Raw genomic sequence first — 23,685 nt, 5'->3', positions numbered from 1 at the left:
CAAAGCGATGTTGTATAGTAAAAGCAGGCAGTTTAGCGAAAGGAGACGTCATTCGTGCGGAGAGGGCTTCATTCGATCCACAACCGGTTGTTTTTCCTTTTTCTTATCTGCATGCTCAGCCTGCTTCTGGTTGTGAGCGGGCTCTATTACAAGCGCTCGACCGATCAATTTCATCATAAATTCAGCGAAATTGCGGAAAAAAACGTGTATCAGACGCTGCAGCTGTTTGATTTGCTGCTGCAAGGGTACAATATGCTGTCCAAATCCATTGCGGGCAATCTGGATTTGCAGCGGCTGATTGTGGACGACAGCCATAAGGACCCTGCAGTGAAAGCCATTAATGAACGGACGATCGTTAATATATTAGGGGGCTTCTTCAACTCGCGGGAGGATATTATCGGAATCCACGTGATCTCCAACGAAGGCGCCGTCTACAGCTATGGCAGCATGATGAGCGTGGTAGATTCGAATTTTGCCGCAACAGATTGGTATAAGCAGGTCGAGGCTTCGACCGGGGAGCTGGTCTGGTTCGGTGTGAAGGACCGGTCCATGATTGATCAGAATGAGAAACGCCCTGTATTTGCCTTTGGCAGGCATTTATACGATTTTCATACGCATCAGCCTATCGGAGTGCTGTTTGTGGAAATGACGCCGGACCAGGTGGTGTCTGCCTTGTCCAACCTCAGCCTGGGAGCGCACAGCGAGGCTTATATGCTATCCAAGGACAGCAAGGTGATGGGCTCAAGCGGCACGTTAGAGGCTGATTCCAAGCTGCTCAAGTCGCTCGAGGACCATCCGCTTCAGGAGCATGAGGTGCTCGTAAGGGAGCAATCCGGCATTCTGGTCGTAGCGTCGAGACCCGCATTGGCGGACTGGCAGTTTATCAGCCTGACCCCCTCCAAGGACTTGAATGTTGAGCTGGATCAGATGAAGCATTATTTGCTGATCGTCGGCTCGATTCTCGTGGTCGTTGCTACGGTGATGGCCACACTCGTCTCCAAATCGTTCGCTTCTCCCTTGAAACGGCTCATTCATCAAATGAAGCAGGTGGAACGCGGGAATTTCCATGGAGTGCTTAACGTCAATTCCTATGAAGAAATCAATATTCTGGTAGCCTCGTTCAATCAGATGGTCGGCCGGATGGAAGAGCTGATCAACCGCATCAGGGCAGTGTCCGAGAGCGAGAAGAACGCTCAGCTGCTTGCTCTGCAGTCTCAGGTCAATCCTCATTTTCTGTACAACACGCTCGATATGATTTATTGGATGCTCGATGAGCAGGGGAACGACCGGCTGGGAAGGGTCGTCCTTTCCTTGTCGCACATGTTCCGCTACAGCAGCCATTGGGAGGAGAATTCGGTCGTGACCTTAGGTGAGGAGCTGGAGCAGATCGGTCATTATTTGACGATCATCGAGACCCGGCTCGAGGGAAGGCTGCGTACGGATATCCGAATCGACGAGAGCTGGCATGCGATCCGGCTGCCCAAGATGACGCTGCAGCCGATCATCGAGAACGCAGTGAAGCATGGCTTGGAGCCTATGCACGAGGCAGGGATGCTGCGGGTTTTTGGCGAGGCAGCCGGATCTATTCTGCATGTGTATATTGAAGATAACGGCCCTGGTATGGAAGGACCTGTTCTCGAACGGCTCAACCTGTCGCTCGCCGAGGGCCCGCGGAAGGCTGCTCAGCAACCCGCCGACTCGGCAGAAACAGCCGTGAAGAGCCGTCAGGGCATCGGGCTGCACAATGTACATCAGCGCCTGCAGCTTATGTTCGGGGAGTCCTACGGCCTCTCGATCCGCAGCCGCGAAGGAGAGGGAACGGTTGTTACGATTACGATACCTCTAATAAAGCCTTTGGAAGCAGAAGGGGGCAGCTTGCATGAATATTCTGGTCGTCGATGATGAGAAGATCATACGCGAAGGGGTCAGGCGCGCCATACAGGCGGGATATCCCGAGTATCGAATCCTTTTGGCGGCTTCTCCCGAGGAAGCCATTCAAGTGCTGCAAAGCGAGCAGGTGGATGCGGTATTTACCGATATCCTGATGCCCGGCATGACCGGACTGGAGCTTATGAAGCTGTCCCGGCGCCGGCATCCCCACGTCAAATGGATTGTGATCTCGGCCTATTCCGAGTTTGCCTACGCACAGGAAGCGATCCGGCTCGGAGCGCGGGATTACCTTATTAAGCCTATAGGCAAGGAAAAGCTGATCGGACTTATAGCTGCGCTGGATGCCGAGCTGAAGAGGGACAGCCGCTTGACGAAAGAAACGCAGCTTCTCAAATCCAATTTGAAATATTTGCGCGAAGCAGTGTTTCAACGCTGGGCCTCGGGTCTCGACATTGGACGCTTCGACATGACCGATATGATGGAGCAGCATTCACATTTTCATTTGGTTATGGTACGGCTTGAGCATACCAACCGCATTCAGCTGGAGCATTTTATCGTAGATAATGTGCTGTCCGAGCTCATCGAACATCAGGGCCACGGCTTCGTGGTCAGCCTGGATACCCATAGCCTGCTCGGTTTGGTGACTCTGCGTCCGGGGATTGGTCTGGAGACCTTCCGGGCCGAGCTGAAGAGCCACCTGCACCAATGCTTGAAAATTCCTTTTCACTTGTTCGTCAGCGCAGGGCTAACCGAATTCGAACGCATTCCCGATGAGGTGAAAAAGCTCAAGCTGCACATCGCGGCTCCGGTGGCAAAGCCGCTGGAGAAAGGCGGCGAAGGCCCGATTGATATCGCTTTGCAGTATATCCGAACTCATTATGGCGCTGACTTGTCCCTGGAGAAGGTTGCCTCGGTCGTTTATCTCAATCCGGTATACTTCAGCCAGTTATTCAAGCAAAAGATCGGTCAGGGCTATAAGGAATATGTCATTCAGCTGCGAATGGAGAGAGCCAAGGAGCTGCTGCAGGATCCGTATCTGAAAATCGCTGACGTCGCGGAGCGGGTGGGCTATCAGGATATGCGGCATTTCACCCAGGTGTTCCGCAAGAAGCTGACCCTTACCCCAACGGAATACCGCAAGCAATTCGAGTGCGGCTCCTAAGTTAAATCAAAAAGCCACCGCTTTCCCAAGATGGGCAGCCGTGGCTTATTTTTGCGGGCGTTTCCTGCAGTCAGGAACGGCCCGCTCTGCTTTCATTGTAGCTGGCGATCAGGATGACGGCCTGGTCCTCCCCGATATTGACCACTTTATGAGGCACACAGGCCTGCCAAGTGAAGGTATCTCCTTCGCCCAGAACAAACTCATCCTCGCCTTGGGTTACGAGCAGGGTTCCTTTCAGAATGAGGTGACATTCCACTCCTTCGTGAACGCTAGGCTCTTCCGTCATGGGCGGCCCCGGAGGAATCTCGATCAGAATCATGCGCAGTCCGCCTTCCTCCCCCAGATGCTCAACCTTCAGCTGATCCTTGTACAAGCTGAAGGTGCGTTCTTCCTTGCGGACGACTTTCATCCGTTCCTCCTGCTTGAGCAGCAGAAACGCTAGCGGGACTTTCAGGACGCCGGCAATGGAATCCAAGGTGGCCAGCGAGGGAGAGGTCTTGTTGTTCTCAACGAGGCTCATAAATCCTTGCGAGAGTCCTGTCGCTTCACATAGCTGTCCTATGGTGATCCCTCTTTTTTTGCGAATTGCCCGAATCGTCGCTCCAATCTCCATGCTTCCATCCCCATTTTTCACCTTAATGTGCTTGCTGCTGCTATCATCTTAGCGAATCGGAGAGCGATTTGCAAAGCAGCGGTTGCTTCTGGGAGCCACTCTATGCAGACCACCGGCCGCGGCTGCCGAATCTGCCTGCAGACCAAGCCCCTGCCGTGAGAACCGTCCGGGAGCTGGCCAGCGCAGCTCTGTGCAGAACGGAAGCCGTGGCTGCAGGCTGCGGCTTTTTTGCAGCGGTTTTGGACAAATCCAAGCAATCTATAAGAAACTTTCCCGCGATAACATGCTAAAATGAAGTGGAGGAACAACTGAGGAGGTTATAATGAGAAACATAAATGAGCCGATGCAAGTTGATGACGATGTGAGCGAAGCAATTATTATTGTCGATGGACTTGTAAAGAAATACGGAGATCATACTGCCGTAAACGGTGTCAGCTTTACCGTTAAGCGCGGTGAAGTACTGGGGCTGCTCGGACCGAACGGTGCCGGCAAGACGACAACGATAGAGATGATTGAAGGCCTGCGGCGTCCTGATCAAGGCTTTGCTAAAGTAGCCGGCTATGATACGCAGAAGAACTTACGGAAAGTAAAGGAAGTGATCGGCGTTCAGCTGCAATCGACGTCAATGTTCGATTTACTGAAAGTTAAAGAAATCGTTCGTATGTACGCCAGCTTCTATCCGAAATCGCTTCCGGTAGATGCATTGCTCGATTCGATGATCTTGAAAGAGAAGATGAATGATCGCGTCAAGCATCTGTCCGGAGGACAGAAGCAGCGTCTCGCGATAGCGCTCGCCCTCGTTAATGACCCTCAGGTCGTGTTCCTGGATGAACCGACGACGGGTCTTGACCCGCAAGCGCGCCGAGTGCTGTGGGACATTATTCTCAAGCTTAAGGAGCAGGGCAAGACGATTGTATTAAGCACCCATTATATGGATGAGGCTCATGTTCTCTGTGATCGCATCTGCCTAATGGATCAGGGAAAGGTAATCGCCCTGGATACCCCGCAGCAGCTTGTGCGCAGCCTTCATTCCGACAGCGCCATTGAATTCCGCATGCCAAGCTATGAGAGCTTGCCGGAAGGAGAACGCTTAGGAATAGTGCAGCTTCTCCAATCGGTTGCGGAAGTGAAGCAGGTTGACACGCATAAAGAAGGGTTTATTCTTTATACCGATAATCTTCAAGACTCGCTGATAGATTTCATTGGCAAGGCCGCCGAAGCGAGCTTATTTTACTCAGAGCTGCAAACAAGGACGGCGACATTGGAGGATGTATTCATCCATATGACAGGGAGGAGCTTGAGAGAGGAATGAATATAGCCGCTTATATCCAGCTGACGCTCGCTCAGCTTCGTATCTTCGCCCGCAACCGCCAGATGCTGTTCTTCACATTGCTATTTCCGCTGCTTCTCATGATCATGCTTGGATCATTCATCGGCAAAGGGGGAGGGGTGTCGCTAGACACCGTCATCGTCGATCACGATAGCACACCACAGTCTCAATCAATGATCGCCGCGCTGCAAGCACAATCCGTATCCCCCTTGAACGCGGTTATAAGCCCGGATGAAACACAAGCGCTCGATCAGCTTAAAAAGGGCGATAAGCAATTCGTCATCATCATTCCGAAAGGATATGGCGATCAAATCGCTGCGTACTCTACCTCATCGGCCGCAGCAGGCAAGCTCGATGTATATTACGATGAAACCGATGCGGCCAGAGCCAATGTAGGCCTTGCGGTTATCGGGCAGCTCGTTGAGGGTGTAAGCAAGAATATTACGCAATATAAGCCGGCAGTCACGATTGAAGGAAAGGGCGTAAGATCGCTTAACTTGAAATATATCGATTTCCTTGTGCCAGGTATTGTTGCGATGATGATCATGTCTAACAACTTGAACGGCGTGGCAGGTCAAATCTCTTCGTGGCGTGAGCGCGGCATCCTTCGCAGAATGCAGAGCACGACGCTGCGTGCACCGATCTTTATCGCAGGCCAGATTACAGCGCGGCTGCTGCTGAACTGTATTCAAGCTATCATCGTGATTCTGATAGCCAGTTGGTTCTTCGACACGCAGGTTAACGGATCTTGGTGGCTGCTAATCCTTCTAGTCGTACTCGGGACTCTTACCTTCATGGCTATTGGCTTTATTATTGCCGGAATGGCAAAGACTCCGGAGTCTGCCGGTCCGATTGCCGGTGTGATTTCTTTTCCGCTTATGTTCCTTGGCGGAGTCTTCTTCCCGATCAACTCGATGCCAGAGGGATTCCAGGCTGTAGTGAAGCTGCTTCCGATATCCCATTTGTCGACGGCGTTCCGGCAAGTGATGAACATCGGGGCTGGCTTTGGTGAGCTGTGGCCGCAAATCGCCTTGCTGGGCGGTTGGACGATTGTCGCCTTCATCATCGCCAGCTTTACATTCCGCTGGGACTGATTATGCACGCGAATCAACTGTTGCTGCATGGGAACAGTGGATATAACAAGACCAACCAGATTTTTCTGGTTGGTCTTGTTTCGTTAACTTGATGACATGAATTGTTTTGCTAAACAGCGGTTAGCCGTAGCTGCTATAAAATTTAGGATTTTGGTTCCGCATGCTTCGCCCGGCGAAGGAACAGGGAGAAGAACAGGGCGATCACCGTGATCAGCGTTGCCACCAGAAAGGAGTCATTGATCCCGCTGATGGTGGAGTGGGTCGCCGCCAGGGAGTACAGCGTTTGGATAGCCAAGGTGCTCCCTGCTTCCACGGCCTGGCCTGAGGCCAGGGCAAGCTGCTGCCCGAACTGGGTTACATTTTCCATTAAGATGGGGTTGCTTGTTGTCAGCTCATTCGAATAATTGCCCAAATGGACGGTGGTACGGCTCGACATGACGGTAACCAGCAGGGCGGTACCGATAGAGCCCGCGACTTGACGCGTTGTATTCGACATCGCGGTCCCATGGCTGCCGAGCTGCCGCGGAAGCTGGTTCAAGCCGGCGGTCTGAACGGTCATCATAATCATCGACATGCCGAACATCCGCACGGTATACAGCAGCATGATGTGACCGTAGGTGGAGTCATCCGTCAGCCTGCTGAATTCCAGCGTCGTTATCGCCGTAATAATCAGACCGACGATGGCCAGCGGCCGTGCCCCCATCCGGTCGAACAGCGCACCGGATATGGGGGACATGACGCCCATAATCAAAGCTCCCGGGAGCAGCAAGAGGCCGGATTGAAGCGGTGTGAAACCGCGAATATTTTGCAGGTAAATCGGCAGCAAAATCATGGCTCCGAGCATAGCCATATTCACGGCCGCCCCGATGATGGTGCTCATCGTAAACACATCGTATTTAAACACGCTTAAGTTCAGCAATGGCTGATCGGTTGTCAATTCCCGCCAAATGAACAGCAGCAGGAAAATACCTCCGATGAAAAAGCTGCATACGACCAGCAAGCTGGTCCAGCCTTTGCTGCCGGCTTCACTAAAGCCGTAGAGCAGGGCTCCAAAGCCAATCGTTGAGAAAATGGCTCCCGCCAAATCAAACGGAGGGTAGGAGAGCTTGGTCACATTTTTAAGCCATTTCGTTGCCAGTAAAATATCCAGTATCCCTAACGGAAGCATGGCATAGAACAGGATGCGCCAAGTATAGTTTTGCACAACCCATCCTGCCAAGGTCGGCCCGACAGCGGGTGCGAACACCATAACGATCCCCATCATTCCCATAGCCGCACCCCGTTTTTCCGGAGGGAAGACGGCCAGGAATACGTTGGTGATCAGCGGCATTAGGACACCGGCCCCAATAGCTTGAATAATACGGCCGAAGAGGATGATCGAGAAGCTGGGCGCTATGGCACAGATGAGAGCTCCCACTGTGAAGGCCACCATGGCAAAAAGAAACAAGGCCCGGGTTCCATACGTTTCTATCAGGAACGCGGTGATCGGAATGAGCACTCCGTTAACCAGCATATAAGCGGTGGTCAACCATTGGATCGTTGTGGCCGATACGTTGAAATCATTCATCATGTGCGGGATAGCCACACTGATAAGGGTTTGATTCAAGATGGCTACGAAAGCCCCGGCCATTAACACGGTTAGCGTGCGGCCGATCGAAATGTTTTCCATGACGGCCCCCTGCTAAATATGAATTCGTACGGATACGTTCATGCCCGGAACGATGGCGAGTCCGTTATAGCTGTCCAAGGTGATGGTTACAGGAATGACTTGAGTGACCTTCGTATAGTTCGCATTGCTGTTGGAGGACGGCAGCAGGGAGAAGGAGCTCGCTGTTGCTAATCCCACTTTTTCCACATGGCCGGTGATGGTGGTTCCCGGAAAAGCGTCTGCATACACGTCGACCGTTTGCCCCACTTTGATATTGTTGATTTTTGTCTCTTCGATATTAGCGGTAACGTACAGATGGGCCATGTCAAATCCTCTGGCGAGCGGAGAGCCTGCCGAGACGAAGGAGTTGGGCACGGCGGTCTGCTGAACAATAGTGGCGTCAATCGGGAACGTCAAATCAACTTTGGCTGCGCCAGCTGCCGGCTGGATGCTGCCTACACGGTCGCCGGAGCGATAAGCCTTGCCAACCGTACCGTTCCAATCCGTAAGCTGACCGGAAGCAACGGCCGCAATCGTTATAGCCTGGCCTTCGAATTTGGCGTTATCAGTCGTTACATAATTAATAGAACGGTTGTAATAGTAAATAGCCGCTCCGGCGCCACCCAAAATGAGGATCAAAACCAAAATATTAACCAAAATTACTTTGCTCATCTTACATTCCTCCATACTCCAATATTCTGTACACATTTTCCCCTGACGGGTGTTTCTTTATGCAATGGATTTCTGAGATTGGAAATTCATGAGCGGCCTCATACTTTGCGGATTCATGGGGAAAATTGAAGGAAGAAGCACAGGATAGGGAGGACAGAGCAACCATGAAAATCATTGTGGTTTATGATAGCGAGAACGGGCACACGGAGGCGCTGGCACGCTCCATCTACGAAGGGGCTAACAGCCATCCTCACTCTACGGTCAAGCTTCGCCATGTAAGCGATGCGGATACGAGCGAGTTAGTTGAGATGGATGCGATCATATGGGGCTGTCCGGGGCATTTCGGAACCATCAGCTCCGGCATGAAAACGTGGATCGACCAATTGGGATATCTCTGGGCACAAGGGAAGCTGATGGATAAAATCGGCGCTGTCTTCTGCACCACCGCTACGGTTCACGGCGGCATTGAAGCGACGATGCTGAACCTGATTACTCCGATGCTGCATCAAGGAATGATCATTGTGGGACTTCCCGGCAACATTCCTGAAAATGCCTTATACGGCTCCTATTATGGAGTCGGCGTTACCTGCCCGGTAGAGGCGTCACATAATGATCCGCCGAACCTGCCTTCGGAACGAGACCTTGCACTTGGCCGGGCATTAGGTAAACGGGTCGCTTCGATAACCGCCAAGATGAAGCACGACAGGGTGTAAGCTTATGCAATATATCATTTTTGGTATTATTGCCGTTGTCGGGCTTATCTTCCTCATTGTTTACAATTTGAAGGTCGAGGCTAACCGTAAAAAGAAGGAGGCCGAAATGGCTTCTCCCGCCAGAGCGGAAGTCGCTCCTCCTGCAGCCGTGCCCTCCGCAGCGCCACCTGCAGAACCCGAAAGAGAGCCGGTGAAGGAAGTGCCCGCAGCAGCGGAATCTTTACCGTCGGAGCCCAAGGTGCAAAAGCAAAGCAATCGGGGCGATTATGACTATCGGCAGGCGCTTAGGAACTTTGAGAGCGGAGAGGAGCAAGATGAGGATCAACAGCATCTGCCGCCCAAGGCGACAGGCGATAATCAATTTCGCGATGCGCTTAGATCTTTGAACAAGCAGGATCATTAGGAACAACATAAGCCCGGTAGAAGCATTCAGCTTCGAGCCGGGCTTTCCTGTTTGGCTATAGACCATAGTTGAAGTGAAGCATACCGGGTTGAGAATGTCTGTTAATTTTGCTCGTATGCATTCAGGGCATTGACGGCATGGGCTAGAGCGGCTCCAGCATTGACGGCGGAAGCGACCATAACCGCCTCCATGATCTCCTCCATCGTGCCGCCCAGCTTTTTGTACTTGGCTACATGCACGTCGATGCAATAAGGGCATCCGGTGATATGAGCGGCGGCTATGGCAATAAGCTCCTTTGTCTTACGGGGGATGAGCCCGGAAGCGAAGGCTTCCTTTTCGTATTGAAAATAGCTGTTCGCTGCCGGTAAGGCCATCGGTCTCAATTCTGAAATGCGGCCTAAATACGATTTGCGGTATAAAACGTCATCAGGCAATGGAAACAACCTCCATTCGGAAATATATTTAGATATCTAAGTAAATAATAAATCAGGATGGAGGATTTTTCAAGAAAAAAATACGTAAATTTCCAAAATAGTTCCGAGTGCATATGTAGCAAGGAATTTATATAATTAAATAAAATCACGATAAATATAGATTAATTCAGGGCTATCGGGACATCCATCGGGAAACTATCAACCTGCACCAGGTGTTTTGAAAAAGAACAATAACAAGAAAAATAAACTTCGATATCTAAATAAAAGAACCCCCGTTCAAGGGAGTTCTTTGTGTACATGATAGAGTATATAATTTTGGTTCTCTCCGCAGAAAGCACCGCTAAATCTGCTTCGAAGTCATGGGCTCAACTTTAAACGGGTTATTTCCCTTCATTCAGATTGCCCATCATTCTCTGAATCCAGGCTCTCAGGATCTTAATCTCGTCCGGGGAAAAGCCGCCGCGCATTTTCTCCTCGCCCTCTATGACTATGGCCATGCAAGGCTTCTCCAATGCCTTTCCTTGCGGCGTGATATATAATCGCTTGACCCGGGAATCGCTCGGGTCTCCGCTGCGGGTGACGAGCTGTTTGTTCTCCAGCCCTTTAATCAAATGAGTCATAGAAGCGGGCTGGATGCCGAGCATTTTTTGAATATCGGTCTGCGTCAGCCCGTCCTGCTCCCAAAGCATCATCAGTACACCCAGCTGGGAGTTGGTGACCCCGTACGATTCCAGGCGGCTGTCCAAATAATTGCAAATATCCCGGTAAGCCCGCTTCATCCAAAAGCCAAGCAAAGACGACATTTGTTGTTCCATGTCCTACCTCATCCATCAGATTGTATCAGCCTGGCGTAAGCCGCGGCTGCCGTATCTTCAGTGTACAATGGAACGAACACAATGCCAATCCTGTGTCATATTAGCTGGCCGGCACGACAATTTTTTGCCCCGGGAAAATCAGATTGGGATCGGCGAGCTGATTCCATTCCTGCAGCTTTTCCCATTGAGTTCCATACCGACGGGCAATGGTCCACAAGGAATCTCCGGATTGTACGATATATACCCCTGAGGAGGCTTGAGCCTCTGCAGGCGCAGCAGGTTTAACCGGAGCCGGCTGGGGCTCCGAAGCGGAGGATATGACCTTCATGCGGCTATCGGCGCTCGGCTGCACGGAGCCTATTTTTTGCAGATAAGCGATGACCGATTCCTCAAGCGAGGAGAAGTCGTTAGCTATCGGGTAATCCTTGAACATCGTATATTGGTCGCCGCCGGCTGCCATAAAATCATTCGTGGCCAGAACGTAGTCCTTGTCTGGCTCGATCGGCTGTCCCTTGACCAATACATCGCTGACGCGCTGGCCGGAGGGCTTGCCCGCGTCAAGCGTGAACGTAACCCCTCCGACATGCGGGAATCCGCCGAGAGGCTCAGGATAGGAGGAAACCCCCAGTTCGAGGGCTGCGACGATATCGGAGCCCTTGACCTTCTTAGTCTGAATGTAATTGCCGAACGGAAGCACGGTAATGATCTGACCCTTGGTGATCTGACCGGCCTCAATGGATGCTCGAATGCCGCCTCCGTTGGTCAGAGCGACATCCGCCCCGGTCTCATCCAGCATGGCGTCCGTAATCAGATGGCCCAGATTGGATTCGCCGGCACGAACCACCTCGCGCTCCCCGACAAGCTTCATTGCCGAAGAACCTACCACTTGGGACAATATGCTGTCTTGGCTCTTCTTGATCTCATCGATTATGCTCAGGACCGCAGGATCGGCTTCCACGCTTTCGGTTGCAGGCTTGGTAATAAGGCTGGCCGTTTTGCTTTTGATGGTTTTGCCGTCCAGCTGGAGATCGACCTTGCCGATATTTTTGCTGTATTCCCCGGTCTGGGCTATGAGGGTATTTCCGACGGTTATCCCATGCTCCAGCGTGGAATGACTGTGTCCGTCAATAATGACATCGATACCGGGGACCTGCTCAGCCACCTTGGCGCTCGTATCCACGCTCGATTTATCGATTCCCAGATGCGCTAAAGCAATGATGATATCGGCTTTCCCCTTGAGCTCGTTAACCATCGCTTTGGCTTCAGCTACCGGGTCGGCGAACGTAAGGCCTTTCACATTGTTGGGGTGGGTCTTGTATGCCGTTTCCGGGGTCGTAAGGCCAAAGATGCCCACCTTTACTCCGGCAACGTCCTTGATAATATAAGGCTTGAGCAGACGGGTTCCGTCAGCCTTCTTCACGTTGGCCGAAAGAATCGGGAATTGGGCTTTGCCGCTCAGCTCGACAAGCCGGCTGCTTCCGTAGTTGAAATCATGGTTGCCGGGCTCCATGGCATCAAAGCCGATGCTGTTCATGATTTTGACGATGCTTTCGCCGCGCTCCAGATTAGCGATGGTCTGCCCGTGGAACGTATCCCCAGCGTCCAGAACCAGTGTGCTCGGATTAGCCGCTTTCTGCTGCTTGATCAGGGTCGACAGCTTGGCGTAGCCGATGCCCTCCTTGCTTTCTTCAACCCGGCTGTGGATGTCGTTCGTGTGGAGGATGGTGATCGTTGCCGTCCCGCTCGTCGCGTCGGCAGCGGATGCAGGGACCGCCGTGGATGCGCCGATGAATAATGTCAGCATTACAGAAAGCCATGCTGTTCTTTTCTTCATACTTGCCCTCCTTAGGTTACCTATTTAATTTGTCCACCGCATTATATCAGCCGAATGTTAAAGGATGAACAACCCTATGTTAATTTATGGTAAACGGAGGGCAAATAAAAACCACGCCTTAGAGCGTGGTCAGACATTATTCAAGCCTAAGCCTGCTTCTTTTTTCTGCGGCTGCTGCTTTGAGCCCGGAGGGTCTTAATAGACAGCGTAATCCCGGTTACAGTAAGGACGATCATGCCGACGGCCGTCAAATCGACGAGCCATTTCACATCGGTTTGGCCGATTCTGCCTTCGTGGAGGCCTCTAATAACCCCCATAACGCCGCCGGCTTCCCCGCCGCGGTCGCCGCCTTTAAAGGCTTGCCGGTTAGCCGTATCGGAGGCTCCGTCTGGACGGTTGGCTAAAGCTCGTCCCGTATTGGCGGATGCTTGATCGGATGCTCCTGAATCTTGTCCTGCTGCTGCCGATTGGGTAATGGCTTGAGGAGGCTTCATGTCCATGCCGCCCGATCCGACCAACCATCGTTCCGATAGCAATAATCCCGTAACGGATTCAATCAAAATAAAAATAGAACAGATCAATCCAATCCATAAATGCAGTTGACGTGTGCGCTTCATAAGAATTTCACCTTTTCTATCATAATGTTTTCGTTTGCTGATCTGATAGCAAGTATAAAACGGTTTTATGAAAAGCGACTGAAGTGCAACTGAAAGTCTCCTGAAAGCCAAAAAAGCAGCCCCAGCGCGTCAACGCCGGAACTGCTTCGGATGGATAAGGGGATCGTATCTTACAGCTCGAAGGAGCTTTTAAGGGAGACGATTCGGTTATAGACCAGCTTATCGCCCTTGGTCAGCTTCGGATCAATATTAAAGTAGCCGTGGCGGAAGAGCTGGAACTTGTCCTGCGGTTGAGCCTCTTTCATGTTCGGCTCTACGAAGCCATGGACGATCTCCAGTGAATTCGGATTGATATGCTCCATGAAATTGTCGCTGTCGCCTTTTTCCTCATCGAGGATGAGCGGCTCGAACAAATGGAATTCGGCAGGCAGGGCATGCTTGGCATCGACCCAGTGGATCGTTCCCTTCACCTTACGTCCGGTAAAGCCGCTGCCGCTCTTCGTCTCCGGATCGTACGTGCAGTGAATTTCGACCACATTCCCGTTCGCATCCTTAATGAAGTCGTTGCATTTGATGAAATAAGCATTCTTCAGACGCACTTCATTGCCGGGGAACAGCCGGAAATATTTGTTCGGCGGATTCTCCATGAAATCGTCCTGCTCGATATAAATTTCACGGGAGAACGGAATTTGGCGAACGCCCATATCCGGATTTTCCGGATTGATCTCCGCGTCCAGCATTTCCACTTGATCTTCCGGATAGTTCGTGATGACAACCTTCAAAGGGCGCAGAACCGCCATCGTACGAGGCGCCTTAAGCTTCAAATCTTCGCGGATGAAATATTCCAGCATGCGCTCATCAGCGACGCTGTAGCTCTTGGCTACGCCGGTTTCGCGAACGAAATTGCGGATCGATTCCGGCGTATAGCCCTTGCGGCGTAGTCCGCTGATCGTCGGCATGCGCGGATCGTCCCAGCCGTCAACGATGTTTTCGTCCACGAGCTGCTTCAAGAACCGCTTGCTCATCACCGTGTTGGTGATGTTCAGCCGGGCAAATTCATATTGCTTCGGCTGGTGCTCCATCTCGCACTCGGATACAACCCAATCGTAGAACGGGCGTTGATCCTCAAACTCCAATGTACAGATGGAGTGGGTGACGCCCTCAATCGCGTCCTCTAGCGGGTGGGCAAAGGCATACATCGGATAAATGCACCATTTGTCGCCGGTATTATGATGAGTCACGTGAGCGATACGGTAAATCACCGGGTCGCGCAGGTTAATATTCGGCGAGCTCATGTCGATTTTGGCACGCAGCACCTTCTCGCCGTCCTTGAATTCACCCTTGCGCATCCGTTCGAACAAATCGAGGTTCTCCTCAACGGTTCTGTCGCGATGCGGGCTGTTTTGTCCAGGCTGCGTCAAAGTACCCCGGGTATTGCGGATTTCATCGGCGGACTGGTCATCGACGAAGGCGAGACCCTTCTTGATCAGCAGCACCGCACGGTTATACATTTCTTCAAAATAGTTCGAGGCAAAGAACAAGCCGTCCCATTCAAAACCGAGCCAGGCCACATCCTCCTTGATGGCTTCGACATATTCGGTATCTTCCTTAACCGGGTTCGTATCGTCAAAGCGCAGGTTAGTCTTGCCGTTGAACTCGTCGGCGAGCTCAAAGTTAAGGCAGATGGATTTGGCATGTCCGATGTGCAAATAACCGTTCGGTTCAGGCGGGAAACGGGTTAATATGTAGTCGACTTTGCCGGATTTCAAGTCTTCCATAACGATGTTTTTAATAAAATTGGATGATGCAGACGGGTTCTCCAACAGAATCAACCTTTCTTACGTAATAGTTTATCTTAATATAATACACAAAATCGGGTTGAAATATAATGGTCCTTCCTCTAAAACTATGACTTTTTTGGGAGTTTGGCAGTTTCCGGGGAAAACAGGCTCCCTTCGGCGGCCTAACAGCCCTTCTTTTGAGACCCCGCGTGACGGGAGCAAACGCTGCAGCTGGCAGGCATATGACGTTAGGAACAAAAATCCCTCCGAATCCAGGCGAAAGCAAGCCGGATGGAGGGATTTTTCGGTCGTCCCGCGAAAGGCGTTCTTACAAAATTTGCGCTTCACAATACGCTAGAAACAGCTGGATATCCGTGGACAGCAGGAAGGGGATCGCTCTTTCGATCCGGTCCAGAGGCCAGTTCCACCATTGCACTTGAAGCAAGCGGCGAATGGTCTCGTCGTCGAAGCGGTATTTAATAATTTTGCCGGGATTACCGGCTACGACAGCGTACGGAGGAACATACTTGGTAACAACGGCACGGGCCCCGATGACGGCACCGTCACCAATCTGCACGCCTGACATAATCGTAGCTCCAGACCCAAGCCAGACGTCATTGCCGATCACCACATTCCCTTTTGTCTTCGGATGGCCCTGGATATAGCTGAAACTTGGGATCAGGGCATTGAAAGGATACGTAGTCACCCAGTCCGGGCGGTGCTCTCCTCCGAGAAAGATGGATACTCTATCGGCAATAGAACAGAACTTTCCGATGGTCAGAATGCTGTTCTCCCCCCAGGATAGGACTTCCGGGTAGCCGTAAGTAAATTCCCCTATAAATATTTTGCTCCCTTCCACTCTTCGAGGGAATGTCTGCTGCAGTGAATGTATACTCATGGTGCTCACGCTCCTCGAATATTGAGGTATCCATGCAGTATATTCACGAGCATGTCCTGACGCATCGTACAGGAGTACAGGGATGGGGGATTTATTGCTTTTTTAAGACAGCACGTAGACCTTCACATTTTTTTTCACGCCGAAGTTAATAGCCTCATTCAAATCGTTCATGAACACGTCGATTCGCGCGCCCCGGACGGCAGAGCCGGTATCTTCCGCTGTGCGGATGCCGATGCCGTCAATGAATACGGTAGAGCCGATAGGAATGACGGCAGGGTCTACGGCAATAGTCCGGCCCTCCTCCGCCTTGCTTCCGCTGTAGGTAATGCCGTAGGCGGCGCTCGTCGGCTCTTTTCCCGTAGATTCTTTGCCGGCCGTGTATGCGGTAAGCGTCGAGCTAAGCACTTTTTTGATAACCTTTTGCTGACCGTCGGAAAGCGGGAGGACGGGTTCCTCAGAAGGGATCTGCAATTGCTGGCCAATGGAGAGAAGGCGCGGGTCGCTAATATTATTTTCAACCATAAGGGATTCTACGGAAGTGTCGAACATACTTGCAATTTTATACAGCGTGTCGCCGGAGTTTACCTGATAATAAACAGGCTCTGGCGTCGAAGGCTCTTCAGCGGCAGGCTGAGGCTCGAGCAAAGGTTCAGGAGCCAAAGAATAATAGTAGGGGTCGGAATAGGCCTCGAGCAAATCCGTTCCATCGTCTAATACATGATAGGCATATACATGGGCGGCCAAGGTCAGGTTGGATAGCAGCAATGCAGGAAGTAACAGCATAATGCTCAAGCTTTTACGATACATGGTTCTTTTCCTCCTTCGATAGCACAAATGATAGAATCGATTGCTAGTAGCTAGATTTGCCGATTTTGCTAGATTCTATACCTGTGCCGGGAGCAGGAGGGGATACTTGGGCTATCAGACGGTTTACGATTTTTTATAGAATGAAAGATTTGCATATTTTCATTGATGGTGTATGGTATTAGTAAATGTTGGGTTAGAATCGTTGTTTGAGGTGGGGAATCATGGATTTTTGGACGATGCACATATGGAAGACGCTGAATGATTGGATTCCCGTCATCAACCTGCTGTTTGCGGCGGCCATTATTTTTTTGGAAAGGCGTAATGTAGGGGTTACCTGGGCCTGGCTTATGGTGCTGCTGCTTCTGCCGGTGGTCGGTTTCCTTCTGTATATTTTTCTTGGGCAAAACCTGGCCAGACAGAAGGTGTACCGCAACCGTCCGCGTTTGGAGAGGCGGGTCCGGGAGGAGATGAAGGGGCAGGCCCAGAGCCTGCATAACAATACATTCGCATATCACGATCCTTCGGTTCGGGACTACCAGCGGTTGATTTATATGAACCTGATCAGCGGCTACTCCCCTTTGACTCAAAACAATGAAGTCACGATCTTTATCGACGGGGTGGAGAAATTCGAAGCGCTGCTTAAGGAGATTAGCCGTGCCGAGCATCACATTCATCTGCTTTATTATAAAATCGGCAACGACGAGACCGGCAGCAGGCTTATCGAGGCTCTGACGCGCAAAGCGCAAGAGGGCGTTAAGGTGCGTCTCTTGTATGACCATATCGGGTCTCTTGGGGTCAGGAAAAGGATGTTCACGGAGTTGCTGGCCGCAGGCGGAGAGGCGCTTCCCTTCTTTCCGTCCAAAATCCCTTATTTGAACTTCCGCCTCAACTACCGTAATCATCGAAAGATCGTAGTCATTGACGGGCGGGTCGGGTTTGTCGGGGGCTTTAATATCGGGAATGAATATTTGGGGATGGACAAGCGTGTCGGTTATTGGCGGGATACGCATTTGATGCTGCGGGGCGATGCGGTGCATCGGCTGCAGGTCCAATTTTTGCTGGATTGGGGCGTTGCCGCCTCCAGTGAAAGCCCGATGGCTGACCCTGCATTCTTCCCGGCGATGCGGGATACGGCACAAACGGCGGTACAAGTTATTACCAGCGGCCCGAGCTCGGAGACGCAGCGGATCAAGAACGGCTTCATCAAATTTATCTTCGAGGCCCAGAAGAGAATCTATATTCAAACGCCTTACTTCATTCCCGACGATAGCGTGCTGAACGCATTGAAAATAGCGACGCTGTCCGGGATAGACGTTCGCATCATGATCCCCTTTAAGGGCGATCATCCTCTGGTTCATCTGGCTTCCTACGCCTATTTGGTGGAGCTGCTTCGTGCAGGGGCAAGCTGTTACTTGTATGACAAGGGCTTTTTGCACGCGAAGACGATGGTGGTCGACGGGCAGGCGGCATCCGTGGGTACGGCCAATATGGACCGCCGCAGTCTGGAGTTGAATTTTGAAATCAATGCCTTTTTATTCGATCCCAAGGTGGCTTCCCGTCTTGAGCATATTTTCGAGCAGGATATTCGTTACTGCCAGCTGCTGACCTGGGATAGCTACAACAAAAGGCCGCTTCTGACCCGTGCTGCGGAATCGATGGCGAGGTTGATCTCTCCTATTTTATAATTGAAAAGGAAATGGATTCCAGTATACAATAGGAGCTGCAAGAATAGTGAGGTGCCTATGATACATATCGGACTTGCCGGTTGGGGCGATCATGATGATTTGTATGGGGAAGGAAACCCGGGCCGGGATAAATTGAAGGTATACAGCCGCCATTTTCCCATTGTAGAGGTGGACAGCTCGTTTTATGCCGTTCAGGCGGAAACGACATATGAGAAATGGGTACATGATACTCCGGATGATTTCGGATTTATCATTAAAGCCTATCAAGGCATGACTGGGCATTCGCGGGGGAAAATTCCCTTCGACGACGAAGCCGCGATGTTCGAAGCCTTCATCCGATCGATAGGACCTGTGCAGGCAGCAGGGAAGCTGAAGACGGTCTTGTTCCAATACCCTCCGTGGTTTGATTGCACGAGAGCCCATGTGCAGAAGCTGCGGGAGGCCAAAGAACGCATGGGCTATATTCCCGTTGCGCTGGAATTTCGGCATCAGAGCTGGTTTACCCCCGAAATGAGGGACAAGACGCTGTCGTTTATGGAAAAGGAAGGATGGATGCACAGCATCTGTGACGAGCCTCAGGCGGGCTTGGGTTCGGTGCCTACGGTTCTGCATCCCACGGTCCGCTCCATGACGATGGTTCGAATGCACGGGCGGAATCAAGAGGGGTGGAGTCAGGCAAGCGTTCCGAATTGGAGGGATGTCCGCTACCTGTACCGCTACTCCCGGGATGAGCTGATGGAATGGAAGCAGCATCTGGAACGGCTTCAGGAGAAGACCGATGAGCTATGCGTCATCTTTAACAACAATTCCGGCGGTGACGCGGCGGCCAATGCCAAGCAATTGATGGAGCTGCTGGGGATGCAGCCGAAGGAGAACGCCCCGAAGCAGCTGGACTTATTTTGAACAGGAGTGTTGTAGGAGAATGAATCCGAGGTTGGTACATGAGAATGAAACAGCTTTATTCATTATTTGTGTCTGCGTCAGTGTGTTTATTTATCTCAGTCTGATTTTTTCCATGATCGGGATTCCGTATTTGATCATAGGCTTGATCGTATCGCTCATATTGCATGGGCTGCTGGTAGCGGGCATTCGCAGCTCGGGCGTGAAGCTGTCACCGAACCAGTTTCCCGTAGTGCATGAAAAAGTGCAGGAGCTGTGCCGGCAAATGGGGATCGCGAAGGTGCCCGACGTGTTTGTCGTTCAATCCGGGGGAGTTCTGAATGCATTCGCAACCCGCTTTCTGGGACGAAATTTCGTGATTTTATATTCGGACATATTCGAATTGATCGAGCAGGGGAATGACGAGGAGCTGACCTTTGTGATTGCCCATGAGCTTGCGCATATCCAAAGAAAGCATATCAACAAGCATATGCTGATCTGGCCTGCGATGTGGGTTCCTTTTCTGGGGAAAGCCTATTCCCGTTCCTGCGAGTTTACTTGCGATCGTATTGCAACGGCGTATACCGGAAATGCTAATGCGGCCGTGCGGGCTTTAACCATCCTTGCTATAGGCAAGCAGCTGTTTAACCGGGTCAATATAAACGAATATGTGGAGCAGGGTGCAAGAGAGAGGGGCTTTTTCATCGCCTGGTATGAGCTCATGTCGACCCATCCTCCATTGCCCAAGCGGATTAACGAAATCGGACGCTTTCACGCGCATCCCTATTTGTACGGCTATGAGTCGCAGCGCTTTGAAACGGAAGATCAGCCGACGGCGTTATTATAATTCGGATGCCGGGCTTTTGCGAAGAAGGGGCTCATCGGCATAAAATACCTCCTTTTGTTCCATAGTAAGCAAGGAATGAAAACCAAGACTTAAGGAGGCATCTTCGATGACAGAGGATTCCAGTCTGCAATCGCAGAACCCGATTTCCCAGGCGCAAAACTCCGTAGTGACGGCTCATCATGCGGTAACGCAGGCGCAAAGCCATCCGAGCGAGCAATTGATCGAGCAGGCTCAAACGGCGGTGGAGCGGGCGGAGCGTGCAGTGGAGCAGGCCGGCTTCAGCCATAATCAGAAGGCGGTAGAGGAGGCTAGAGCGGATCTGGCAGAGGATCAGGCGGCGCTGCAAAGCCTGACACCAATGGAAAGCCCGGAGGAAACGGAAACCCGATGAGCAGATCGCTCAACCAAGCAATCAGAAAAACCTGCAATGACCGGTAGGACCGGCTTGCAGGTTTTTTTTGGCATGAAATAGGTTTGAAAGCCAAGGAGCCTGCTTCGGGGCTGCCCGTGATTTCTCCCGGTCTCCTATGCTACAATAAAGGCAATAATGGACATTGAGAACGCTTAAATATGAATGGAGGAATCTGCGATGACACAGCCTCAAGCGGAACTGGTTCTAGACCTTAAAGCCACCTTGGGAGAAGGCCCTTGCTGGGACTCCCGGAGCGGAACGTTATACTGGGTGGATATCAAGCAAAATCAGCTTCATGCTTACTGTCCTGAGCAAGGAACGAACCGTACGATCACGCTTGATCAAATGGTGGGAGCGGTTGTTCCGAGGCAGGAAGGCGGACTTGTGCTGGCGCTCCAGCACGGCTTCTATCTGCTGGATTGGGAGACGGAGCAGCTGACGTTCATTGATGATCCGGAGAGCGACAAGACGGAGAACCGGTTTAATGACGGCAAATGCGACGCGGCAGGCCGGTTCTGGGCCGGTACGCTCAGCTTTGATGAGAAGGAGCCGATTGCAGCGCTCTATGTTTTGGAAAAGGATCGGAGGGTACGCAAAGTGCTTGACGGCATCACGGTATCCAACGGGCTCGGTTGGAGCCCGGATGGCGGAACGATGTATTACATTGATTCGCCAACCAAGAAGGTCGTTGCATATGATTACGATGTGGAAAGCGGAAGCTTGGGACAGGCGCGAACGGTAGTGACCATACCGGAAGGCGGCGGCTTCCCCGACGGAATGACAGTGGATGCGGAGGGAATGCTGTGGGTGGCTCAATGGGGCGGCTGGCAGGTATCCCGCTGGAATCCGCAAACGGGCGAACAAATCGACAAGATTTCGCTGCCAGCAGCCCGCGTCACTTCCTGCACATTCGGAGGGGAGCGGTTGGATGAATTGTATATCACGACCGCGCGCACGGGGCTGTCGGAGGAGGAGCTCGCCAAGCAGCCGCACGCCGGTGGAGTATTTCGCGTAAAGCCGGGAGTAGTTGGACTACCTACTCGTATGTACGGAGGCTGACAGTCAGCAAACAAGGAGCTGATGTACATGATCCAAACGTTCGTCAACATAGTGGAGCAGGAGCTGCTCCCCGCGCTTCGCATCGAAAGCGAGCACTCCCATGACCCTGTTAAGGTGCATCATGTGCCAAAGCCGTGGAAGCTGCTCGGAGCCGGCAATTATGCCGCGGTTGTATATCACCCCGACTATAGCGATATGGCGGTAAAAGTATACGCTCCCGGCCGTCCGGGGCTTGAAGCGGAGGCGGAGGTATACAGGCGGCTGGGGAGCCATCCTGCCTATTCGGAATGCTATTATGCCGGGGATTCCTATCTGATTCTGCGGCGCTTAAGCGGCATTACGCTGTATAACTGCATCCTGAGGGGGATTCCGATCCCCCGGCGGGTCATCGACGATATTGATGCAGCTCTCGATTACGCGAGGCGAAAAGGGCTGAATCCGCACGACGTACACGGCAAAAACGTCATGCTGAAGGACGGACGGGGAATCGTGGTCGACGTGTCGGATTTCCTGAAGGAGGAGCCTTGCAGCATGTGGGACGATTTGAAGGCCGCTTACGACCGGTTTTACTTCCCGGTTCTGCACCATATGCCCGTTCCTGAGTTTTTGTTGACTGCAGTGAGGAAGGGCTATCGCTGGTTCAACGATCATGCGCGTACGGGTTCGGATTCTTGAGGCCTGCCAAAATGGGCAGGCCTCCGGCCGATATGCCCTCCCAAGACGGTCCCATTCTTCATACAATATCCCAATCCTCGTATCAATGTGAGAGTGGTGATCATTTCAATGGATTGGGAGTTTCACGATGCGGTATTTATCGCGGATTCGGCCCCCGAGCTGCCCCTTGAATTCATGGTAAATGGAGCCTGGTCGGGGCATCGGCGCTTCGCCTATGATCTGGTTCGCTTTGCCAAACCTAGAACGATTGTGGAGCTGGGCACCCTGTATGGAACCTCGTTTTTCAGCTTCTGCCAGGCGGTGAAGGACGGGGGGTTGTCTACCCGCTGCTATGCTGTGGATACATGGAAGGGAGACTTGCATACAGGGGCTTATGGAGAAAATATCTACCTTGATGTTTCTGTGGTGACAGCGAGGGAGTTTCCCCAGATCGGTACGCTGATTCGCGGGAGCTTCGATCAGGCGTTGGATTCGTTCGCGGATGGCTCCATCGATTTGCTGCATATTGACGGATATCATACCTATGAAGCGGTGCTTCATGACTTTCAAACCTGGTATCCGAAGATAGCGCCCAATGGCATCATCTTGTTCCATGATATTGTGGCGCGTCTTGCCGACTTTGGTGTATATAAGCTGTGGGATGCATTATCAGTGCTGCCGCATATGTCATTCCCGCACAGCAGTGGCCTGGGGGTACTTTTTCCGAAAGGGGTGCCTGAGTCCTTCCTGCCCGTTTTGCAGCGTAAAGAGGAATTGATACAGCATTATGCAGCCCGATATATGTTATAAGACTTACTCCCCCTGTGCTTACTGGAAGAAGCGAGGGGGATTTTTGCGTGGATGAAGACAAGAAGCTTCTGCTATCCATTAGGGAGCAGGCTTACCTGAAGCCGGAGCGCTGTTAGCCGGAGAGGAAGCGGGGGCGGTGCCGTTCGTCGCAGGACCTCCTTGCATGGCGGGCTGGCCGTTGGGGCGCTGCATCGGTCCTTTTTCTTTATGTACCATTTGCCCTCCCAGATGCCCCGTATAGGACACGAGCAGCACCCCGATAAAGGCGGCGGCCAAATAAGCGGGCCGGCTCCCCGTTTCGGCCTTCTTTTTCCAATGAAACCACAAGCGCAGGGCTGTCAAGAGAATGAACAGCACCATCGTGATTTTTCCGTACAGCGCATGCTTCTGGATGGCAGGATTGGGGATGTCCGGACCGGTCCAGACCGAAGCGATCGTTCCCAGAGTTCCTACGACCAAGCAAAGGATAGCGGCGGTATGCCAATCCTTCTTCTTCAAGGCGACAGCCAGGATGTCGAAGACGAAGCTGAAAATTAACATGGCAATCGGAATATGGATAAAAATAAAATGCATATTTTTCATAAGATAATCCATCGCTCTCATCCTCTCATCTAATATAATGCACTAC

At 51.9% G+C, this 23,685-nt stretch carries 25 protein-coding genes; 14 read left to right on the top strand and 11 right to left on the bottom strand.

Annotation, left to right across the window (positions count from 1 at the left end; all coding sequences use genetic code 11):
- Nucleotides 1-54 precede the first annotated feature (54 nt).
- Together GGC63_RS14935 and GGC63_RS14930 are read left to right on the top strand one after the other, a co-directional pair.
- Nucleotides 55-1,902 carry a sensor histidine kinase gene (locus tag GGC63_RS14935; RefSeq protein ID WP_318781057.1) on the top strand — a complete coding sequence of 616 codons (1,848 nt, stop codon included), beginning with the start codon at nt 55-57 and terminating at the stop codon, nt 1,900-1,902.
- Nucleotides 1,880-3,052, top strand: a complete 1,173-nt coding sequence (locus tag GGC63_RS14930) for a response regulator (RefSeq protein ID WP_192702986.1) — start codon at nt 1,880-1,882, stop codon at nt 3,050-3,052. Before GGC63_RS14935 ends, GGC63_RS14930 begins: the two co-directional genes overlap by 23 nt.
- A 70-nt stretch (nt 3,053-3,122) precedes the next feature.
- Here the strand turns inward: GGC63_RS14930 and GGC63_RS14925 are convergent, their stop codons facing one another.
- Nucleotides 3,123-3,665 carry a helix-turn-helix domain-containing protein gene (locus tag GGC63_RS14925; RefSeq protein WP_079911162.1) on the bottom strand — a complete coding sequence of 181 codons (543 nt, stop codon included), beginning with the start codon at nt 3,663-3,665 and terminating at the stop codon, nt 3,123-3,125.
- A 68-nt stretch (nt 3,666-3,733) separates the two neighbouring features.
- On the opposite strand from GGC63_RS14925, the gene GGC63_RS14920 reads away from it, so the two are divergent.
- Genes GGC63_RS14920 through GGC63_RS14910 form a run of 3 tightly spaced genes read left to right on the top strand, consistent with a single transcriptional unit; the run spans nt 3,734 to nt 6,089 of the window.
- Entirely contained in the window at nt 3,734-3,955 is a 222-nt protein-coding gene (locus GGC63_RS14920; protein WP_192702985.1) for a hypothetical protein, read from the top strand.
- A gap of 32 nt (nt 3,956-3,987) precedes the next feature.
- On the top strand, nt 3,988-4,977 hold the full coding sequence (locus GGC63_RS14915; RefSeq protein ID WP_225948231.1) for an ABC transporter ATP-binding protein: 990 nt from the start codon (nt 3,988-3,990) through the stop codon (nt 4,975-4,977).
- A gap of 2 nt (nt 4,978-4,979) precedes the next feature.
- Nucleotides 4,980-6,089 (top strand): ABC transporter permease, encoded by a 1,110-nt coding sequence (locus tag GGC63_RS14910; RefSeq protein WP_192703208.1) that lies wholly within the window; start codon nt 4,980-4,982, stop codon nt 6,087-6,089.
- Nucleotides 6,090-6,231: 142 nt separating this feature from the next.
- Here the strand turns inward: GGC63_RS14910 and GGC63_RS14905 are convergent, their stop codons facing one another.
- Together GGC63_RS14905 and GGC63_RS14900 are read right to left on the bottom strand one after the other, a co-directional pair.
- Entirely contained in the window at nt 6,232-7,758 is a 1,527-nt protein-coding gene (locus tag GGC63_RS14905; protein ID WP_079911160.1) for a DHA2 family efflux MFS transporter permease subunit, read from the bottom strand.
- A 12-nt stretch (nt 7,759-7,770) separates the two neighbouring features.
- Nucleotides 7,771-8,409 carry an HlyD family secretion protein gene (locus GGC63_RS14900; protein ID WP_079911159.1) on the bottom strand — a complete coding sequence of 213 codons (639 nt, stop codon included), beginning with the start codon at nt 8,407-8,409 and terminating at the stop codon, nt 7,771-7,773.
- A 125-nt stretch (nt 8,410-8,534) separates the two neighbouring features.
- On the opposite strand from GGC63_RS14900, the gene GGC63_RS14895 reads away from it, so the two are divergent.
- Nucleotides 8,535-9,122, top strand: coding sequence for an NAD(P)H-dependent oxidoreductase (locus tag GGC63_RS14895; RefSeq protein WP_412973869.1), 588 nt, complete (start codon nt 8,535-8,537; stop codon nt 9,120-9,122).
- A gap of 4 nt (nt 9,123-9,126) precedes the next feature.
- Complete coding sequence (locus GGC63_RS14890; protein WP_192702983.1) at nt 9,127-9,525, top strand: hypothetical protein; 399 nt, start codon at nt 9,127-9,129, stop codon at nt 9,523-9,525.
- 101 nt (nt 9,526-9,626) lie between these two features.
- On the opposite strand, the gene GGC63_RS14885 is transcribed toward GGC63_RS14890, so the two are convergent.
- The 7 genes from GGC63_RS14885 to GGC63_RS14855 form a co-directional block, all read right to left on the bottom strand.
- Complete coding sequence (locus tag GGC63_RS14885; RefSeq protein ID WP_079911156.1) at nt 9,627-9,959, bottom strand: carboxymuconolactone decarboxylase family protein; 333 nt, start codon at nt 9,957-9,959, stop codon at nt 9,627-9,629.
- A 380-nt stretch (nt 9,960-10,339) separates the two neighbouring features.
- A complete protein-coding gene (locus GGC63_RS14880) occupies nt 10,340-10,774 on the bottom strand; it encodes a MarR family winged helix-turn-helix transcriptional regulator (RefSeq protein ID WP_192702982.1) in 435 nt (144 codons plus the stop codon).
- Nucleotides 10,775-10,874: 100 nt separating this feature from the next.
- A complete protein-coding gene (locus GGC63_RS14875) occupies nt 10,875-12,608 on the bottom strand; it encodes a 5'-nucleotidase C-terminal domain-containing protein (RefSeq protein WP_192702981.1) in 1,734 nt (577 codons plus the stop codon).
- 146 nt (nt 12,609-12,754) lie between these two features.
- Nucleotides 12,755-13,225 carry a PepSY-associated TM helix domain-containing protein gene (locus GGC63_RS14870; protein ID WP_192702980.1) on the bottom strand — a complete coding sequence of 157 codons (471 nt, stop codon included), beginning with the start codon at nt 13,223-13,225 and terminating at the stop codon, nt 12,755-12,757.
- Nucleotides 13,226-13,395: 170 nt separating this feature from the next.
- The gene (locus GGC63_RS14865; RefSeq protein ID WP_179136033.1) at nt 13,396-15,048 is read right to left on the bottom strand and encodes a glutamine--tRNA ligase/YqeY domain fusion protein; all 1,653 of its coding nucleotides are present in this window, start codon (nt 15,046-15,048) and stop codon (nt 13,396-13,398) included.
- Nucleotides 15,049-15,334: 286 nt separating this feature from the next.
- Nucleotides 15,335-15,904: a CatB-related O-acetyltransferase gene (locus GGC63_RS14860; RefSeq protein WP_192702979.1), complete on the bottom strand. Its 570-nt coding sequence runs from the start codon at nt 15,902-15,904 to the stop codon at nt 15,335-15,337.
- Nucleotides 15,905-16,006: 102 nt separating this feature from the next.
- A complete protein-coding gene (locus GGC63_RS14855; protein ID WP_225948229.1) occupies nt 16,007-16,711 on the bottom strand; it encodes a 3D domain-containing protein in 705 nt (234 codons plus the stop codon).
- A gap of 221 nt (nt 16,712-16,932) precedes the next feature.
- Here GGC63_RS14855 and cls point away from each other — a divergent pair, with 221 nt between their 5' ends.
- From cls to GGC63_RS14820, 7 genes are all read left to right on the top strand, one after another.
- Nucleotides 16,933-18,396 (top strand): cardiolipin synthase, encoded by a 1,464-nt coding sequence (gene cls / locus GGC63_RS14850; protein WP_225948228.1) that lies wholly within the window; start codon nt 16,933-16,935, stop codon nt 18,394-18,396.
- A 57-nt stretch (nt 18,397-18,453) separates the two neighbouring features.
- Entirely contained in the window at nt 18,454-19,299 is an 846-nt protein-coding gene (locus tag GGC63_RS14845) for a DUF72 domain-containing protein (RefSeq protein ID WP_192702978.1), read from the top strand.
- Nucleotides 19,300-19,318: 19 nt separating this feature from the next.
- Nucleotides 19,319-20,122 (top strand): M48 family metallopeptidase, encoded by an 804-nt coding sequence (locus GGC63_RS14840; protein ID WP_192702977.1) that lies wholly within the window; start codon nt 19,319-19,321, stop codon nt 20,120-20,122.
- Nucleotides 20,123-20,228: 106 nt separating this feature from the next.
- Entirely contained in the window at nt 20,229-20,513 is a 285-nt protein-coding gene (locus tag GGC63_RS14835; protein WP_192702976.1) for a hypothetical protein, read from the top strand.
- Between the two features lie 198 nt (nt 20,514-20,711).
- Nucleotides 20,712-21,593: an SMP-30/gluconolactonase/LRE family protein gene (locus GGC63_RS14830; protein WP_225948227.1), complete on the top strand. Its 882-nt coding sequence runs from the start codon at nt 20,712-20,714 to the stop codon at nt 21,591-21,593.
- A gap of 27 nt (nt 21,594-21,620) precedes the next feature.
- Nucleotides 21,621-22,268, top strand: a complete 648-nt coding sequence (locus tag GGC63_RS14825; protein ID WP_412973868.1) for a serine/threonine protein kinase — start codon at nt 21,621-21,623, stop codon at nt 22,266-22,268.
- A 108-nt stretch (nt 22,269-22,376) separates the two neighbouring features.
- Nucleotides 22,377-23,057: a class I SAM-dependent methyltransferase gene (locus GGC63_RS14820; RefSeq protein WP_192702973.1), complete on the top strand. Its 681-nt coding sequence runs from the start codon at nt 22,377-22,379 to the stop codon at nt 23,055-23,057.
- Between the two features lie 78 nt (nt 23,058-23,135).
- Here the strand turns inward: GGC63_RS14820 and GGC63_RS14815 are convergent, their stop codons facing one another.
- The gene (locus GGC63_RS14815; RefSeq protein WP_192702972.1) at nt 23,136-23,651 is read right to left on the bottom strand and encodes a DUF2231 domain-containing protein; all 516 of its coding nucleotides are present in this window, start codon (nt 23,649-23,651) and stop codon (nt 23,136-23,138) included.
- Nucleotides 23,652-23,685: the final 34 nt, after the last annotated feature.

The sequence above is a fragment of the Paenibacillus sp. OAS669 genome (assembly GCF_014873645.1).
Taxonomy (GTDB): Bacteria; Bacillota; Bacilli; order Paenibacillales; family NBRC-103111; genus Paenibacillus_S; species Paenibacillus_S vulneris.
Note: the sequence above shows the minus strand (reverse complement) of the source record. Positions and strands in the feature narration are given on the sequence as shown.

Coding starts and splice junctions, on each gene's coding strand:
- GGC63_RS14930 (WP_192702986.1), top strand. CDS start 1,880: ATGAATATTCTGGTCGTCGATGATGAGAAGATCATACGCGAAGGGGTC.
- GGC63_RS14925 (WP_079911162.1), bottom strand. CDS start 3,665: ATGGAGATTGGAGCGACGATTCGGGCAATTCGCAAAAAAAGAGGGATC.
- GGC63_RS14915 (WP_225948231.1), top strand. CDS start 3,988: ATGAGAAACATAAATGAGCCGATGCAAGTTGATGACGATGTGAGCGAA.
- GGC63_RS14905 (WP_079911160.1), bottom strand. CDS start 7,758: ATGGAAAACATTTCGATCGGCCGCACGCTAACCGTGTTAATGGCCGGG.
- GGC63_RS14900 (WP_079911159.1), bottom strand. CDS start 8,409: ATGAGCAAAGTAATTTTGGTTAATATTTTGGTTTTGATCCTCATTTTG.
- GGC63_RS14890 (WP_192702983.1), top strand. CDS start 9,127: ATGCAATATATCATTTTTGGTATTATTGCCGTTGTCGGGCTTATCTTC.
- GGC63_RS14880 (WP_192702982.1), bottom strand. CDS start 10,774: ATGGAACAACAAATGTCGTCTTTGCTTGGCTTTTGGATGAAGCGGGCT.
- GGC63_RS14875 (WP_192702981.1), bottom strand. CDS start 12,608: ATGAAGAAAAGAACAGCATGGCTTTCTGTAATGCTGACATTATTCATC.
- GGC63_RS14870 (WP_192702980.1), bottom strand. CDS start 13,225: ATGAAGCGCACACGTCAACTGCATTTATGGATTGGATTGATCTGTTCT.
- GGC63_RS14860 (WP_192702979.1), bottom strand. CDS start 15,904: ATGAGTATACATTCACTGCAGCAGACATTCCCTCGAAGAGTGGAAGGG.
- GGC63_RS14855 (WP_225948229.1), bottom strand. CDS start 16,711: ATGTATCGTAAAAGCTTGAGCATTATGCTGTTACTTCCTGCATTGCTG.
- cls (WP_225948228.1), top strand. CDS start 16,933: ATGGATTTTTGGACGATGCACATATGGAAGACGCTGAATGATTGGATT.
- GGC63_RS14845 (WP_192702978.1), top strand. CDS start 18,454: ATGATACATATCGGACTTGCCGGTTGGGGCGATCATGATGATTTGTAT.
- GGC63_RS14840 (WP_192702977.1), top strand. CDS start 19,319: ATGAATCCGAGGTTGGTACATGAGAATGAAACAGCTTTATTCATTATT.
- GGC63_RS14835 (WP_192702976.1), top strand. CDS start 20,229: ATGACAGAGGATTCCAGTCTGCAATCGCAGAACCCGATTTCCCAGGCG.
- GGC63_RS14830 (WP_225948227.1), top strand. CDS start 20,712: ATGACACAGCCTCAAGCGGAACTGGTTCTAGACCTTAAAGCCACCTTG.
- GGC63_RS14825 (WP_412973868.1), top strand. CDS start 21,621: ATGATCCAAACGTTCGTCAACATAGTGGAGCAGGAGCTGCTCCCCGCG.
- GGC63_RS14820 (WP_192702973.1), top strand. CDS start 22,377: ATGGATTGGGAGTTTCACGATGCGGTATTTATCGCGGATTCGGCCCCC.
- GGC63_RS14815 (WP_192702972.1), bottom strand. CDS start 23,651: ATGGATTATCTTATGAAAAATATGCATTTTATTTTTATCCATATTCCG.